This is a genomic window from Streptomyces sp. NPDC000880 (assembly GCF_053599675.1).
Window position 1 is genome coordinate 1 of the sequence record NZ_JBSFMS010000007.1, and the last position, 14,172, is coordinate 14,172.

Sequence of the window (14,172 nt, forward strand, 5' to 3'; positions counted from 1 at the left end):
GGAGGCCGGGCCCGCGATCTTCGGCGACACGGTGTACCTGTGGAAGCCGTTCCGCAGCGTGGAACGGGGCGGCTGCCGTCAGGCCGGTCGCGGGCCGGTCAGGCCCAGGTGATCAGCCGCTTGGGCTGTTCCAGGATCGCCGCGACATCCGCGAGAACCTTGGAGCCGAGCTCGCCGTCGACCAGGCGGTGGTCGAAGGAGAGCGCGAGCGTGGTGACCTGGCGCGGCTTGACCTTGCCCTTGTGGACCCACGGCTGGAGCTTGATCGCGCCGACCGCGAGGATCGCGGACTCGCCGGGGTTGAGGATCGGCGTACCGGTGTCGACGCCGAAGACGCCGACGTTGGTGATGGTCACCGTGCCGCCCTGCATCGCCGCCGGGGTCGTCGTGCCCTCGCGGGCGGTGGAGACCAACTCGCCCAGCGCCGCTGCCAGTTCGGGCAGCGTCTTGGCGTGCGCGTCCTTGATGTTCGGGACGATCAGGCCGCGCGGGGTGGCGGCCGCGATGCCCAGGTTGACGTACTCCTTGAGCACGATCTCCTGATTGGCCTCGTCCCAGGCGGCGTTGACCTGCGGGTTGCGCTTGATCGCGACCAGCAGCGCCTTGGCGATCAGCAGCAGCGGATTGACCCGCAGCCCCGCCATGTCCTTGTCGGCCTTGAGCTCGTCGACCAGCTTCATCGTCCGCGTCACGTCGAGCGTGATGAACTCCGTGACGTGCGGCGCGGTGAAAGCGCTGCCGACCATCGCCGCCGCGGTGGCCTTCCGTACGCCCTTGATGGGGATACGGGTCTCGCGCGCGCCCGCCGTGACGGGGGCCGGGGCCTCGGCCACGGGCTGCGGCGGGACGGGGGCGGCCGCAGGCGCGGGCGCGGGCGCCGTCGCCGGAGCGGCCGCCGCGTGGACGTCCTCCCGGGTGATGACGCCGTCGGAACCGGTCGGGGTGACCGTCGCCAGGTCGATGCCCAGGTCCTTGGCGAGCTTGCGGACCGGCGGCTTGGCGAGCGGGCGCGCCGCGGTCGCGGTCGCCGTGCCGCTGTGGCCGTGGCCGTTCATCTCGGCCTGGACCGCGGCTGCCGCGGCGGCCTGCTCCGGCACCGCCGCCGTCCCCTTGCGGGCGCGGCGCTTGGTGGAGGTCTCGGCGACGCCGTAGCCGACGAGGACGGGCTGGCGGCTCTTCGGCTCGGCCTCCTCGACGGCGGGAGCGACGGGTGCGGCCGACGTCTGGACAACGGGCGCGGCAGGCGCGTCACCGCTCCCCGGCGCCACATCGATCGTGATGATCGACGTGCCGACGTCGACGGTCGTGCCCTCCTCGAAGCGCAGCTCGTGCACCACGCCGTCGTACGGGATCGGCAGCTCGACGGCCGCCTTCGCCGTCTCGACCTCGCACACGACCTGGCCGTCCGTGACCGCGTCACCGGGCTGGACGTACCACTTGAGGATCTCGGCCTCGGTCAGCCCCTCGCCCACATCGGGCATCTTGAACTCACGGAAGCGAGTGGAAGTGTCAGTCATGGTCACGGCACTCCTCAGTACGCGAGCGAGCGGTCGACGGCGTCCAGCACCCGGTCAAGACCCGGGAGGTACTCCTCCTCGAGCCTGGCCGGCGGGTACGGCGCGTGGAAGCCGCCGACCCTCAGCACCGGGGCCTCCAGTTGGTAGAAGCACCGCTCGGTGATCCGGGCGGCGATCTCCGCGCCGGAACCGTAGAAGACCGGGGCCTCGTGCACCACGACCAGCCGGCCTGTCTTCTCCACCGACGTCTGGATGGTGTCGAAGTCGATCGGGGACATCGAGCGCAGGTCGATGACCTCCACCGACTTGCCCTCTTCGGCGGCCGCTGCCGCCGCCTCGACGCAGACTTTCACCATCGGACCGTACGCCACGAGCGTGATGTCCGCACCGGCCTGCGCGACGCGAGCCTTGTGCAGCGGGCCGGGGATGGCCTCGGTGTCGACCTCGCCCTTGTCCCAGTACCGCCGCTTCGGCTCGAAGAAGATGACCGGGTCGTCGCTCTGGATCGCCTGCTGGAGCATCCAGTACGCGTCGGAGGAGTTGGACGGCGAGACCACCTTGAGGCCCGCGACATGCGCGAAGAGCGACTCGGGGGACTCGCTGTGGTGCTCGACCGCGCCGATGCCGCCGCCGTACGGAATGCGGATGACAACCGGCATCTTGATCTTGCCGAGCGCGCGGGCGTGCATCTTCGCGAGCTGCGTGACGATCTGGTCGTACGCGGGGAAGACGAAGCCGTCGAACTGGATCTCCACAACGGGCCGGTAGCCGCGCAGCGCGAGACCGATCGCCGTGCCGACGATGCCGGACTCGGCGAGCGGGGTGTCGATGACCCGGTCCTCGCCGAAGTCCTTCTGCAGTCCGTCGGTGACCCGGAAGACGCCGCCGAGCTTGCCGACGTCCTCGCCCATGATCAGGACCTTGGGGTCGGTCTCGAGCGCCTTGCGCAGCGACTCGTTGAGTGCCTTCGCGATGGGGAGCTTCTGTACAGCCATGGTTAGTTGCCCTCCTCGGCGAAGGACGCCTGGTACGCGATGAACTGGGCGCGCTCCTCGTCGACGAGCGCGTGCCCGTCGGCGTAGACATTCTCGAAGATCGCCAGGTGGTCGGGGTCGGGCATGGCCCGTACGGCCTCACGCACCCGCTTGCCGAGCGTCTCGCTGTCCTCGTCCAGGGACGTGAAGAACGCCTCGTCGGCGAGGCCGGCCTTCTCCAGGTACGTACGGAGCCGCAGGATCGGGTCCTTGGCCTCCCAGGCCTGGCGCTCCTCGTCGGCCCGGTACTTGGTCGGGTCGTCCGAGGTGGTGTGCGCGCCCATCCGGTAGGTGAACGCCTCGATCAGCGTCGGGCCCTCGCCGCGACGGGCCCGCTCCAGCGCCGAGCGGGTCACGGCCAGGCAGGCGAGCACGTCGTTGCCGTCGACACGGACCCCGGGGAAGCCGAAGCCCTGGGCGCGCTGGTAGAGCGGCACGCGGGTCTGCTTCTCGGTCGGCTCGGAGATCGCCCACTGGTTGTTCTGGCAGAAGAAGACGACCGGGGCGTTGTAGACCGCGGAGAAGGTGAACGACTCGGCGACGTCGCCCTGACTGGACGCGCCGTCGCCGAAGTACGCGATCACGGCGGAGTCGGCACCGTCTTTGGCCACGCCCATCGCGTAGCCGGTGGCGTGCAGCGTCTGCGAGCCGATGACGATCGTGTACAGGTGGAAGTTGTTGCTGTTCGGGTCCCAGCCGCCGTGGTTCACACCGCGGAACATGCCGAGCAGATTGGTCGGGTCGACCCCGCGGCACCAGGCAACGCCGTGCTCGCGGTAGGTCGGGAAGACATAGTCGTCGTCGCGCAGCGCACGGCCCGAGCCGATCTGTGCGGCCTCCTGGCCCAGCAGCGACGCCCACAGGCCGAGTTCGCCCTGCCGCTGGAGAGCGGTGGCCTCGGCGTCGAAGCGGCGGGTCAGGACCATGTCCCGGTAAAGCCCGCGCAGCTCGTCGGGGGTCAGGTCGATCTCGTACTCCGGGTGCTCGACGCGCTCACCCTCGGGCGTCAGCAGCTGTACGAGCTGGGGCTCGGAACTCTGTGGCTTCTTCGCGGCGCTGACGCGCTTGCTGCTGCGTCGCGGTTTGCGCGCGGCAGTGCTCTCCACGGTCACGTGCGTGCTCCTCCGTCGGTCCGGCCCCGGGTTCGCCGGTTGGCCAGTGCGGCTCGCCTGTTTCCCGTACCCGTGCACGGGGTGGGTGCCGCTCGGCGGGAATCAGGCGTGACAGGTGCCCCGGCGAGCGCCCTGCCAATGGCACGTTACCCAGTGGGAAGCATTACTGCGAAACCTCATTTGACCTGCGATTTTGCTTGGATTTCCAAGTAAATCGAGAAATTCGGGAACAACCACTGGTCACAGCCTTGCAGGCCGCCGGAACACGGGCACGTTATCCCGGGCACCCCGGACACGGGAAGAGTAGATGCGTGAGGCCGCCTTCTTGCGCGAAGAGGTAAAAATCATTCTATTCCTGGCTTTGGGGACCACGATGTCGTCCGGCGTGGCGTCCACGACCTTTGCTCTTCGGTCCCGCACCCCACCGTATGGACGGCCAGGACCTCAATCCGGAGCATATGCACGTTTCGCCCTAGTTTGTCACCATGCACACGCTGGCACTATCTGCAAGGGCTGCCGCTCGGCCACGCTGCGTGATCTACCATCTGGCGGGTGCCGCGCTCATCTGCAACTGCCCCACCCGTCGATGCGCTGCTGCGCCGCTACGCCGACCCGGGCGAACCCGTCTCCTGCGAGCCCGTCACCCAGGGGCTCCTCAACCGCGGCTACCGGCTCGCCACCACCCGTGGCGCGTACTTCCTCAAGCACCACCTCGACGGCGACCGCGAGGCCATCGCCCGCCAGCACCGGGCCACCCAGCGGCTCCAGACGCTCGGTGTGCCGGTCGCGCCGCCCGTCGAGGACGCGTACGGCGACACGGTCGCGGTCATCGGCGGACGGTGTTACGCCCTGCACCCCTGGATCGACGGACGGCACCGCGACGGGGCGCAGCTGACCACCCTCCAGTCGCGGCGGCTCGGCTCACTCCTTGGCCTCGTACACACCTGTCTGGAGCGGGTCATGGCGGTGGACGCCGCAGCGTGCCGGGAGTACGAGAGCGCCGACCCCGAGGAGACCTTCGCGCTCATCGACGAACTGCTGAGGCTGGCGCGCAGTGCGCGGCCCCGGGACGCCTTCGACGGCCTCGCCGAGCACCGGCTGCTCGAACGGCGCGCCCTGCTGGAGCGCCATGCCGACCGCAGACCGCCGCCGGCCTCCGCGGGCTGCTGGGTGCACGGCGACTTCCACCCGCTGAATCTGCTCTACCGGGGCGCGGAGCCGGCCGCGATCGTCGACTGGGACCGGCTGGGGGTGCTCCCGCGCGCGGAGGAGGCGGTACGGGCAGCGGCGATCTTCTTCGTCCAGCCGGCCGGGGAGCTGGAGCTGACGAAGGTACGGGCATACGCACAGGCCTACCGGCGGGCGGCCCGCGCGGACGCGGCGGAGCTGGCGGCGGCGGTGCACCGGGTGTGGTGGGAGCGGCTCAACGACTTCTGGATCCTGCGCTGGCGCTACCAGCTGCACGACCGAAGGGCCGACCCGCAGTTTCCTGCGGCGTCGGCCCTGGCGGTGTGGTGGACGAGGGAGTACGAGGCGGTGTGCGAGGCCTTCGCGGGGTGAGACCGTCGGCCCCGTCAGCCGGTGCTGGCTCCCGGGTCGCCCGGGTTGCCCGTCGACTGCGAAGGGGGGTCGGTCGGCGCCGTGGGATCGGCGGTGGTCGGTTGGTCCGTCGGGCCGTCGGTCGGCTGCGTCGGGTCGGCCGTGGTCGGGGCGTCCGTCGGCGTCTGCGGATCACTCGGCGTGAACGAGGGAGTGTCGGACGGCGTCCAGGACGGCTGCTGATTGTCGCGCGTGGGGGGCGGCTCCTCGCTCTGCTGCGTCTGTTCCTCGGTCGGCGTCGGCGAGGCGTCCGGCGTCGACGGGGTCTGGGAGACCGTGGTGTTGTCGTTCGGGCGGTTGTCGGTTTTGCCCGCCCTGTCCAGCGCGAAGGCGATGCCCGCCGCTATGGCGATCACCGCGAACACGGCGAACAGCCACATCTTTCCGCGGCCGCCGCCCTTGCCGCCCCGGCCGTCCCGGTGACCGCCGTCGTATCCCCCGTCGTTCGGGTTCATCGGCGGCAGGATCGGGCTCTGCGAGGTCTCGCCGTGCACGGGGTGGTGCATCGCGGTCGGTCCGGTCGTCCCCATCGCCGGGGTGAATCCGCCGTCGTGCGTCTCGACCGGACCGGTGCCCCAGGTGCCGTTGTGGCTGCCCTGCTGCTGCAGCATCTGCAGCCCGTACTGGACCAGACCGCGCATCTCCTCCGCGCTCTGGAACCGGTCGTCCGGGTCCTTCGCGAGCGAGCGCATCACCAGCCCGTCGAGCTCCGGCGGCACCGCGTCGGAGACCTCCGACGGCGGCACCGGGATGTCCTGGACATGCTGGTAGACCACCGAGAGCGGGGTCTCACCGGTGAACGGGGGCCGCAGGGCGAGGAGTTCGTAGAGCAGACAGCCCGTGGCGTACAGATCGGAGCGGTGGTCGACGGCCTTGCCCAGCGCCTGCTCGGGGGAGAGGTACTGCGGCGTGCCCATGACCATGCCGGTCTGGGTCATCGTCGACTGCGCGCCGTGCAGGGCGCGCGCGATGCCGAAGTCCATCACCTTCACCGCACCGGAGTTGGTGATGATGACGTTCGCCGGCTTGATGTCGCGGTGCACGATGCCGTGCTGGTGCGAGTAGGCGAGCGCCTCCAGCACACCGGAGACGATGATCAGCGCCTGCTCGGGCGGCGGGGCCTCCGCATTGACCAGCAGATCGCGGATGGTGCGCCCCTCGACCAGCTCCATCACGATGTACGGGACGGTCTGGCCGCCCACCACGTCCTCGCCGGAGTCGTAGACCGCGACCACGGCGTGGTGGTTGAGGCCGGCGACCGACTGCGCCTCGCGCGTGAAGCGGGCCTTGGAGACCGGGTCCTCGGCGAGATCGGAACGGAGCAGCTTGACGGCGACCGTGCGGCCGAGCCGTACGTCCTCCGCCGCGAACACCTCGGCCATGCCGCCGCGTCCGAGACGGTGCGTCAGGCGGTAGCGGCCGTCGCCGACCAGTCCGCCGATGCCCCAGGAGTCCGCCGCATCCGGCACTCCGCCGCCGCCTGCTTCGGGTTCGGGTGCCATCAGTCCTCGCCGTCGTAATCTGTCCGCGTGCGCACTGTGCGTGCGGGTGTTCGCTGTTGTCCTCAGAGTGCTCTGCCACGTCACGCTACAGCCTTCGCGCGAGTGGCCCCTTTCGATGTGGACCGGCCATCAAACCTGCTGCCCGTGCGGCCATGCAAATTCCATGCTTTTCCTGTAACGCTTCCGAGACTCTTCCTGTGCGTACGGTCACGGAACGGGCACCTGGCTTGACGTGCCGGACCCCTCGGGCAGACTTGCCCCGTAATACGGATCACGTAATACGGATCCGGACACAGAACACTGCGCAACACAGAACGCTGCGCAACACAGAGCACCGCGCAACACAGCGCACGGATCAAAGAGCAACGGGATCATCGCGGGCCATCGGGCCTTCGCGCCGAGGGGGATGCACAGTCATGAGCCAGGACGGCGCACAGGGCCGCTATGCGGGTGGTTCCGTGGCGGGCGGCCGGTATCAACTTCGCGACCTGCTCGGCCAGGGCGGCATGGCCTCCGTGTATCTGGCGTACGACTCGGCGCTCGACCGCCAGGTCGCCATCAAGACACTCCATACGGAACTGGGGCGGGAGCAGTCCTTCCGCGAGCGGTTCCGACGCGAGGCGCAGGCGGTCGCCAAGCTGTCGCACACCAATATCGTCTCGGTCTTCGACACCGGCGAGGACGAGCTCGACGGCTCTCTGATGCCGTACATCGTCATGGAGTACGTGGAGGGCCAGCCGCTCGGATCCGTACTGCAGGCGGACATTCAGCAGTACGGCGCGATGCCGGCCGACAAGGCGCTGAAGGTTACGGCCGATGTGCTGGCCGCGCTGGAGACCAGCCATGAAATGGGCCTGGTCCACCGGGACATCAAGCCCGGCAACGTGATGATGACCAAGCGGGGCATCGTCAAGGTGATGGACTTCGGCATCGCGCGCGCCATGCAGTCGGGCGTCACCTCGATGACGCAGACCGGCATGGTGGTCGGCACTCCGCAGTATCTGTCACCCGAGCAGGCGCTGGGGCGCGGCGTCGATGCGCGCTCCGACCTTTACTCCGTCGGCATCATGCTGTTCCAGCTGCTGACCGGGCGGATCCCGTTCGACGCGGACTCGCCCCTGGCGATCGCGTACGCGCATGTGCAGGAGGAGCCGGTCGCGCCGTCCACGATCAACCGCTCCGTCACCCCGGCGATGGACGCGCTGGTCGCGCGGGCGCTGAAGAAGAACCCGAACGAGCGTTTCCCGAGCGCGGCCGCGATGCGCTACGAGTGCGCGCGGGTGGCGAGCGCCGGGCAGACGGGCGCGCCGGTGATCATCGGCGGTGCTCCGGCGACGAGCGGCGCGGGGGTGGGTTCCGCGGTGTTCCCGCCGCTGGATCAGTCGACTCCGGCGCCGCAGAGCGTGCAGACGCCGTACCAGCCGGGTCCGTACGGCCCGCCGACTCCGTCGCCCATGCAGGCCCACGCTCCGGCGCCGCAGTACGGGTACCCGCACACGGCCCCTCCCGTCTACCAGACTCCTGGGCCGGTGGCGTCGACGCCGCCGCCGTACAACATCACGCCCCAGACGGGGCTTTCGGGCGGCGGCGGTGGCGGCGGCAAGCGGAACATGCCGGTCATCGTGGGCGCGATAGTGGTGGCGCTGCTGGCGATCGGCGGCCTGATCACGGCGATCGCGCTGAACAAGGACCCCGGGACGGGGGACAACGCGGGCGGCGACCCGACCTCGAGCCAGTCGGCGGAGTCGGGGGGGCTGGCTCCGGACCGCACCCGGACGATCGACAAGACGGAGTGCTCGGACGCCACGGAGGACGGCACGGACCCGGCGAAGGTCCAGGCCCCCAACCTCCTCTACAAGGACCTGCTGTCGGTGAAGGAGTGTCTGGGGGCCGTAAGGTGGACATGGAAGGTGACCGAGGTGGACAACCCTCAGTACCCCAAGGACGCAGTGGTCCAGCAGTACCCCAGCCAGGGGCAGGCCGTAGTGCCGGGCAACCAGGAGTTCGAGCTGCAGGTCTCAACGGGCAAGTCGTCGTAGCCCGGTCCGCACGGCTTCGTCGGTGACGGCCCGGCACGCACTGCGCGTGCCGGGCCGTCACCCATTCCCCTCCCCATTCCCTCCCCCGGGATGCCGGAAGTGTCACGGCATGTGACGCTGAGTCCGATATCGGCGCCATCTCGGCGACTCGGCACGGGAGGGGGTCACGCCGTGACTCCAATGCTCCGCACACGGTGCGCGATCGCGGTCGCCTCGCTCCTGCTACTGGCCACGCCCCTTGCGTACGCCGAGGAGTCCGAGGCCCCCGAGCGCACCCCGAGCGCCACGCCTATCGCCAAGCCGACTGTTTCCGCCTCCGCTTCGCTCGCGGGGCGGCAGGCTGGGGAGGGGCGGCAGCGGCCCGGACGGACTCCCCAGTCGCCCAGCCCGGACGAGTCCGAGAGCCCGGACGGTGAGGACCGCCCCGACCGTAAGCCCTTCGCGTCCGATTCCGCGTCCGATTCCGCGTCGGCCACTTCGTCCCGTACGCGACCCTCCGCGCCGAAGCACTCTCCTGGAGAGGACGAGGCACTCGAGACGGAGGAGCGGGAGGAGGAAATGGAGGAGGGGCAGGAGGAGGAGGAGGGGCAGGAGGAGCAGGAGCAGGAGGGACAGGAGGAGGCCGAGGAGTTCCCGGCGCCCACGCCCAGCCCGACGCCACCCGCCGCCGCACGTGACCAGGCACCCCAGGCCGTACCCGAGCCTGTCGTGCACCAGATCTCCCCGCTGTCACTGGGGGTCGGGATGGCGCTCATGGGACTCGGAATCGGCTTCCTCGGGGTGCGGCTCCGGCGTCGTTGATCTTCTCGTCCTCCTCAGGATGGACGCGCAGCCTCCGCCTCTCGATGGTTGGCGGCGGTCGGCATACCCGGTATACATACCGAGTATGTCCATCCGCCACGGGCTCCTTGCCCTCCTCGAGCACGGCCCTCGCTACGGCTCCCAGCTCCGTACGGAGTTCGAGTCGCGCACCGGAGCCACCTGGCCGCTCAACGTCGGTCAGGTCTACACGACCCTCAACCGCATGGAGCGCGACGGAATGGTCGTCCAGGGCGGCGAGGACGACGCGGGACATGCGCTCTACGCCATCACCGATGCCGGACGCACCGAGCTGAAGAGCTGGTTCGCGACGCCCGTGGACCGCAGCAGCCCGCCCCGTGACGAGCTGGCGATCAAGCTCGCGATGGCGGTGGGTGCGCCCGGTGTGGACATCCGTGCCGTCATCCAGTCCCAGCGCCACCACACTGTGAAGGCGATGCAGGACTACACCCGGCTCAAAGCGCAGGCGCTGGCCGCGATCGAGAGCGGGGGCTCGCAGGAACGCGACGACGTGGCCTGGCTGCTCGTGCTGGAACAGCTGATCTTCCAGACCGAGGCCGAGGCACGCTGGCTCGACCATTGCGAGGTGCGGCTCATCCGGCTCTCCGCGGCGGCCGGCCGGGGAGCCGACCGCGGAGCGGAGCACACGACGGCCGCGTCCCTGCTCGGTACCCCGGCGGGGCGGGCGTCTTCTGCGCCTCCGACGGGGCCGCCATCGGCAGGCGAGGCGGGCCCGGCATCTCCGGCGGCGCCGTCAGGCCCGGCGCGCGCACGGCCCGCGCCGCCCACGTAGTCCGCAAAACGCCGCCGACGTAGTCCGCCGAAACGTCCAGCTCACCCAGCTCACCAACAGACCCAGCTCACCCAACCTCCGTACATCCGCTCGCGGCATCGCCCGCTCGTAGACCGACCGTCCAAGGGGGGACCCATCCATGTCCGACCACCAGTCACAGAAGTCACAGCAGCCAGTGCTGCAACTCCAGCAACTCACCCGAGTTCACGGCAGCGGCGCCACCGAGGTGCATGCCCTGCGCGGCATCAACCTCGATGTCTTCCCCGGCGAACTCGTCGCCGTCATGGGCCCGTCCGGCTCCGGCAAGTCCACGCTGCTCACCATCGCGGGCGGACTTGACACCCCCACCTCGGGGCGTGTGATCGTCGAGAACACCGACATCACCACCGCCGACCGCAAGACGCTCGCTGCCCTGCGCCGCCGCAGCATCGGCTATGTCTTCCAGGACTACAACCTCATCCCGGCGCTCACCGCCGCCGAGAACGTCTCCCTGCCGCGCGAGCTGGACGGCATCTCCGCACGCAAGGCCCGTACCGAGGCCGTCGCCGCGCTGGAGGAGATGGAGCTCGGTCATCTCGCCGACCGCTTCCCCGACGAGATGTCGGGCGGCCAGCAGCAGCGCGTGGCCATCGCCCGCGCCCTGGTCGGCGAGCGCCGGCTCGTCCTCGCCGACGAGCCGACCGGCGCCCTGGACTCCGAGACCGGCGAGTCCGTCCTCGCCCTGCTGCGCTCCCGCTGCGACAGCGGCGCGGCCGGCATTCTCGTCACCCACGAGCCGCGCTTCGCGGCCTGGGCGGACCGTGTGGTCTTCCTGCGCGACGGCGCCGTCGTCGACCAGACCTTCCGCAGCCAGGCCGACTCGCTGCTCTCAGGCCAGGCGGCCGAACTGTGAACAGTTGGTACCACTCCTGGCGGGCCGCGATCCGGATCGCCCGCCGCGACGCCTGGCGATCCAAGGGACGCAGCTTCCTCGTCCTCGCCATGATCGCCCTGCCCATCCTCGGCGTGAGCGCCACGGATCTGACCCTGCGCAGCGCCGAGCTGTCGACCGAGCAGAGCCTCGAGCGCTCGCTGGGCGCCGCCGACGCACAGATGTCAGACTTCGGCATGGGCGGCGTGCCCATCATGCAGGCCCCCGACGGCAACGGCGCAAAGCCGGTGGAAGACTTCGAGAACAAGCCGTTTCCCGAGGGCAGGACCGACGTCGCCAAGGCACTGCCCACCGGCGCCAAGTCCCTGACGGACTCGCTGGGTTGGGGCAAGCTGCGCACCACGCACGGTCTGTTGAACGCCGAGATCCGTGAGCTGGAGGCCTCGCACCCGATGGCCAAGGGCATCGTGGTCGTCGACCGGGGCCGGCTCCCACAGAAGGCCGACGAGGTCGCCGCGACCACGCATTTCCTTCAGACCAGCGGTCTGAAGGTGGGTTCCACGCTCACGGCCCGCGGACTCGACCGCGAGTACAAGATCGTCGGTGCGTACGAACTCCCCGACGCACTGGACATCGACCAGGTCAACGCGCTGCCGGGCGCGCTCCTCGCCCCGCTCGACAAGGCCCTGGAAACGGCCGGGCTGCCCGTGACCGGGGCAAGCACCACGCATCTGGTGAGCATTCCCGGTGGTTTCACGTGGAACATGGTCAAGGAGGCCAACGCCAAGGGCGTAATGGTCAAGTCGCGCGCCGTGGCCCTCGACCCGCCCGCCGACTCCGACGTTCCGCTCTACCACCAAGGGGGCTGGGGCAACTACGAGGAGAGCACGGCCGCCAAGGCCGCGGCGCTCGCCGCGATCGGCACCGTCGTCGGCCTCGCGATGCTGGAAATCTGCCTGCTGGCAGGGCCCGCCTTCGCGGTCGGCGCCCGGCGCTCCCGCCGCCAGCTCGGCCTGGTGGGCGCGAACGGCGGCGACCGCCGCCACATCCGCGCCATCGTCCTCGCCGGCGGCCTGGTGATCGGCATCGCCGCGGCGGTGGTCGGCACGGTCCTCGGCCTGCTTCTCACCTTCGCGCTGCAGCCGCTGCTCGAGGACTTCATAGGCAAGCGCTTCGGCAGCTTCGACGTACGCCCGCTGGAACTGCTCGGCATCGGGCTGCTCGCCGTGCTCACGGGCCTGATGGCCGCGATCGTCCCGGCCATCACCTCGTCCCGCCAGTCCGTGCTTGCCTCGCTGACCGGCCGTCGGGGCGTACGCAAGAGCAGCCGCGTACTGCCGGTGATCGGCCTGATCGCGGTCGGTCTTGGCGCGGCGATCGCGCTCTACGGTTCGGTGATGACCGACCAGTTCATCGTCGTCGCGGGCGGCAGCGCCCTCGCCGAACTGGGCGTGGTCGCGCTGACCCCCGCCCTGGTGGGCCTGTTCGGCCGGACCGGACGCATCCTTCCGCTCTCCCCGCGGCTCGCGCTGCGGGATGCGGTACGCAACCGTGGCCGCACGGCTCCCGCCGTGGCCGCGGTGCTGGCCGCCGTCGCGGGCACCGTGGCCGTGGCGACATACGCCGCCAGCCAGGACGCCCAGAGCAGGGCGGAGTACGAGGCACGCCTCCCGCACGGCGCGGTCTCGGTGATGCTCGACGAGGCCGGTGGCCGGGACGTCCCGGCAGTGCGCGCCACCGTGCAGAAGATGCTGCCCATCGACCTACGGGCCGATGTGGACCGGATCTCGGTCGGCAAGGCCAACTGCTCGATGTACGGCGGCGGAGAGGGGTGCGGCCACTACGAGGTAGTCGTGCCCAAGGCCAACCAGTGCCCGCTGTGGATGACCGACCCGGCCAACCCTTACGAGGACCCCGCGTCAAAGTTCACCACGGCCGAGCGCCGCAAACTCGCCGACGACTGGCGCTGCAAGGGGTTCCCGGGCGGCGGCAGCTATGTCGACGGCGGTGTGCTGGTCGGTGACGCGAAGTTGCTGAAGGTCCTCGCGATCAACGACGCTGCGGCCGAGAAGGCGCTGGCGGCCGGGCAGATCGTGTCGTTCGACAAGCGCAGCATCGACACCAAGGGCAAGATCGGCATCCGTCTGATCACCGACACCAGGAAGGCCGACGAGGCCGCGCAGCAGGGCAAGGAAGCGCCGGGCGAGATCAAGAGCTTTACCGCACACCAGATCGCGGGTGAGCCCAATTCGTACGGCGTCGCGATGATCCTGCCGCCTGCCGCGGCCAAGTCGGCGGGCATGAGCACCGTGCCGTTCGGGGCGTACTACTCGACGGACAAGATGCCGAGCAGCGAGCAGCGCCAGCGGCTGGACAGCGAGCTCGACAAGACCGGCGCGGACTTCAACCTCCATGTCGAGGAGGGCTACACCAGCGAGAACAGCATCACCCTGCTGGCGCTGACCGTCTTCGCCGGGCTGATCACGATCGGCGCGGCCGGTATCGCCACGGGCCTCGCCCAGGCCGATGCCGAAGCCGATCTGAAGACGCTGGCGGCTGTGGGCGCGCCGCCACGGGTCCGCAGGACGCTCAGCGGATTCCAGTGCGGTGTGGTGGCCGCGATGGGTGTGGTCCTCGGCTCGGCGGCGGGTGTTCTGCCCGCGATCGGGCTGCGGCTCACCGAGAAGCGCGACCAGATGAAGTGGTACCAGGAAGCGGTGGACCAGGGCTACGGCTCGCTCAACTCGGTGCCGCACGTACCGATCATCGTGCCCTGGGAGACCCTGGCCGCGCTGCTCGTCGCGGTCCCGGTCGGCGCGGCGCTGCTGGCGGCGTTGGTGACCCGCTCGCGAGGCGCGCTGTCCCGCCGCGAAGCCACCTGATCGG

Annotated in this window: 10 protein-coding genes; 6 read left to right on the forward strand and 4 right to left on the reverse strand. The window is 70.0% G+C overall.

The genetic code is table 11. The annotated features are described in order from the left end of the window. Positions 1-98 precede the first annotated feature (98 nt). The 3 genes from ACWDO5_RS03790 to pdhA are packed head-to-tail and all read right to left on the reverse strand — an operon-like array spanning position 99 to position 3,663. The gene (locus ACWDO5_RS03790; RefSeq protein ID WP_450528094.1) at positions 99-1,517 is read right to left on the reverse strand and encodes a dihydrolipoamide acetyltransferase family protein; all 1,419 of its coding nucleotides are present in this window, start codon (positions 1,515-1,517) and stop codon (positions 99-101) included. A 14-nt stretch (positions 1,518-1,531) separates the two neighbouring features. After that, complete coding sequence (locus tag ACWDO5_RS03795) at positions 1,532-2,512, reverse strand: alpha-ketoacid dehydrogenase subunit beta (protein WP_450528095.1); 981 nt, start codon at positions 2,510-2,512, stop codon at positions 1,532-1,534. A gap of 2 nt (positions 2,513-2,514) precedes the next feature. Continuing rightward, positions 2,515-3,663 carry a pyruvate dehydrogenase (acetyl-transferring) E1 component subunit alpha gene (pdhA, locus tag ACWDO5_RS03800; RefSeq protein ID WP_450528097.1) on the reverse strand — a complete coding sequence of 383 codons (1,149 nt, stop codon included), beginning with the start codon at positions 3,661-3,663 and terminating at the stop codon, positions 2,515-2,517. Positions 3,664-4,215: 552 nt separating this feature from the next. On the opposite strand from pdhA, the gene ACWDO5_RS03805 reads away from it, so the two are divergent. Beyond that, positions 4,216-5,223 (forward strand): phosphotransferase, encoded by a 1,008-nt coding sequence (locus ACWDO5_RS03805; protein WP_450528099.1) that lies wholly within the window; start codon positions 4,216-4,218, stop codon positions 5,221-5,223. 14 nt (positions 5,224-5,237) lie between these two features. Here the strand turns inward: ACWDO5_RS03805 and ACWDO5_RS03810 are convergent, their stop codons facing one another. After that, positions 5,238-6,764 (reverse strand): protein kinase domain-containing protein, encoded by a 1,527-nt coding sequence (locus ACWDO5_RS03810; RefSeq protein ID WP_450528100.1) that lies wholly within the window; start codon positions 6,762-6,764, stop codon positions 5,238-5,240. Between the two features lie 416 nt (positions 6,765-7,180). Here ACWDO5_RS03810 and ACWDO5_RS03815 point away from each other — a divergent pair, with 416 nt between their 5' ends. The 5 genes from ACWDO5_RS03815 to ACWDO5_RS03835 all read left to right on the forward strand — a co-directional run bounded on the left by ACWDO5_RS03815 (position 7,181) and on the right by ACWDO5_RS03835 (position 14,168). Then, positions 7,181-8,803, forward strand: coding sequence for a protein kinase domain-containing protein (locus ACWDO5_RS03815; protein ID WP_450528102.1), 1,623 nt, complete (start codon positions 7,181-7,183; stop codon positions 8,801-8,803). 180 nt (positions 8,804-8,983) lie between these two features. Beyond that, a complete protein-coding gene (locus tag ACWDO5_RS03820) occupies positions 8,984-9,604 on the forward strand; it encodes a hypothetical protein (protein WP_450528104.1) in 621 nt (206 codons plus the stop codon). A gap of 85 nt (positions 9,605-9,689) precedes the next feature. Next, a complete protein-coding gene (locus ACWDO5_RS03825) occupies positions 9,690-10,415 on the forward strand; it encodes a helix-turn-helix transcriptional regulator (protein ID WP_450528105.1) in 726 nt (241 codons plus the stop codon). A 139-nt stretch (positions 10,416-10,554) separates the two neighbouring features. After that, positions 10,555-11,307: an ABC transporter ATP-binding protein gene (locus ACWDO5_RS03830; RefSeq protein WP_450528107.1), complete on the forward strand. Its 753-nt coding sequence runs from the start codon at positions 10,555-10,557 to the stop codon at positions 11,305-11,307. Beyond that, positions 11,304-14,168, forward strand: coding sequence for an FtsX-like permease family protein (locus ACWDO5_RS03835; RefSeq protein ID WP_450528108.1), 2,865 nt, complete (start codon positions 11,304-11,306; stop codon positions 14,166-14,168). Before ACWDO5_RS03830 ends, ACWDO5_RS03835 begins: the two co-directional genes overlap by 4 nt. Positions 14,169-14,172 lie beyond the last annotated feature (4 nt).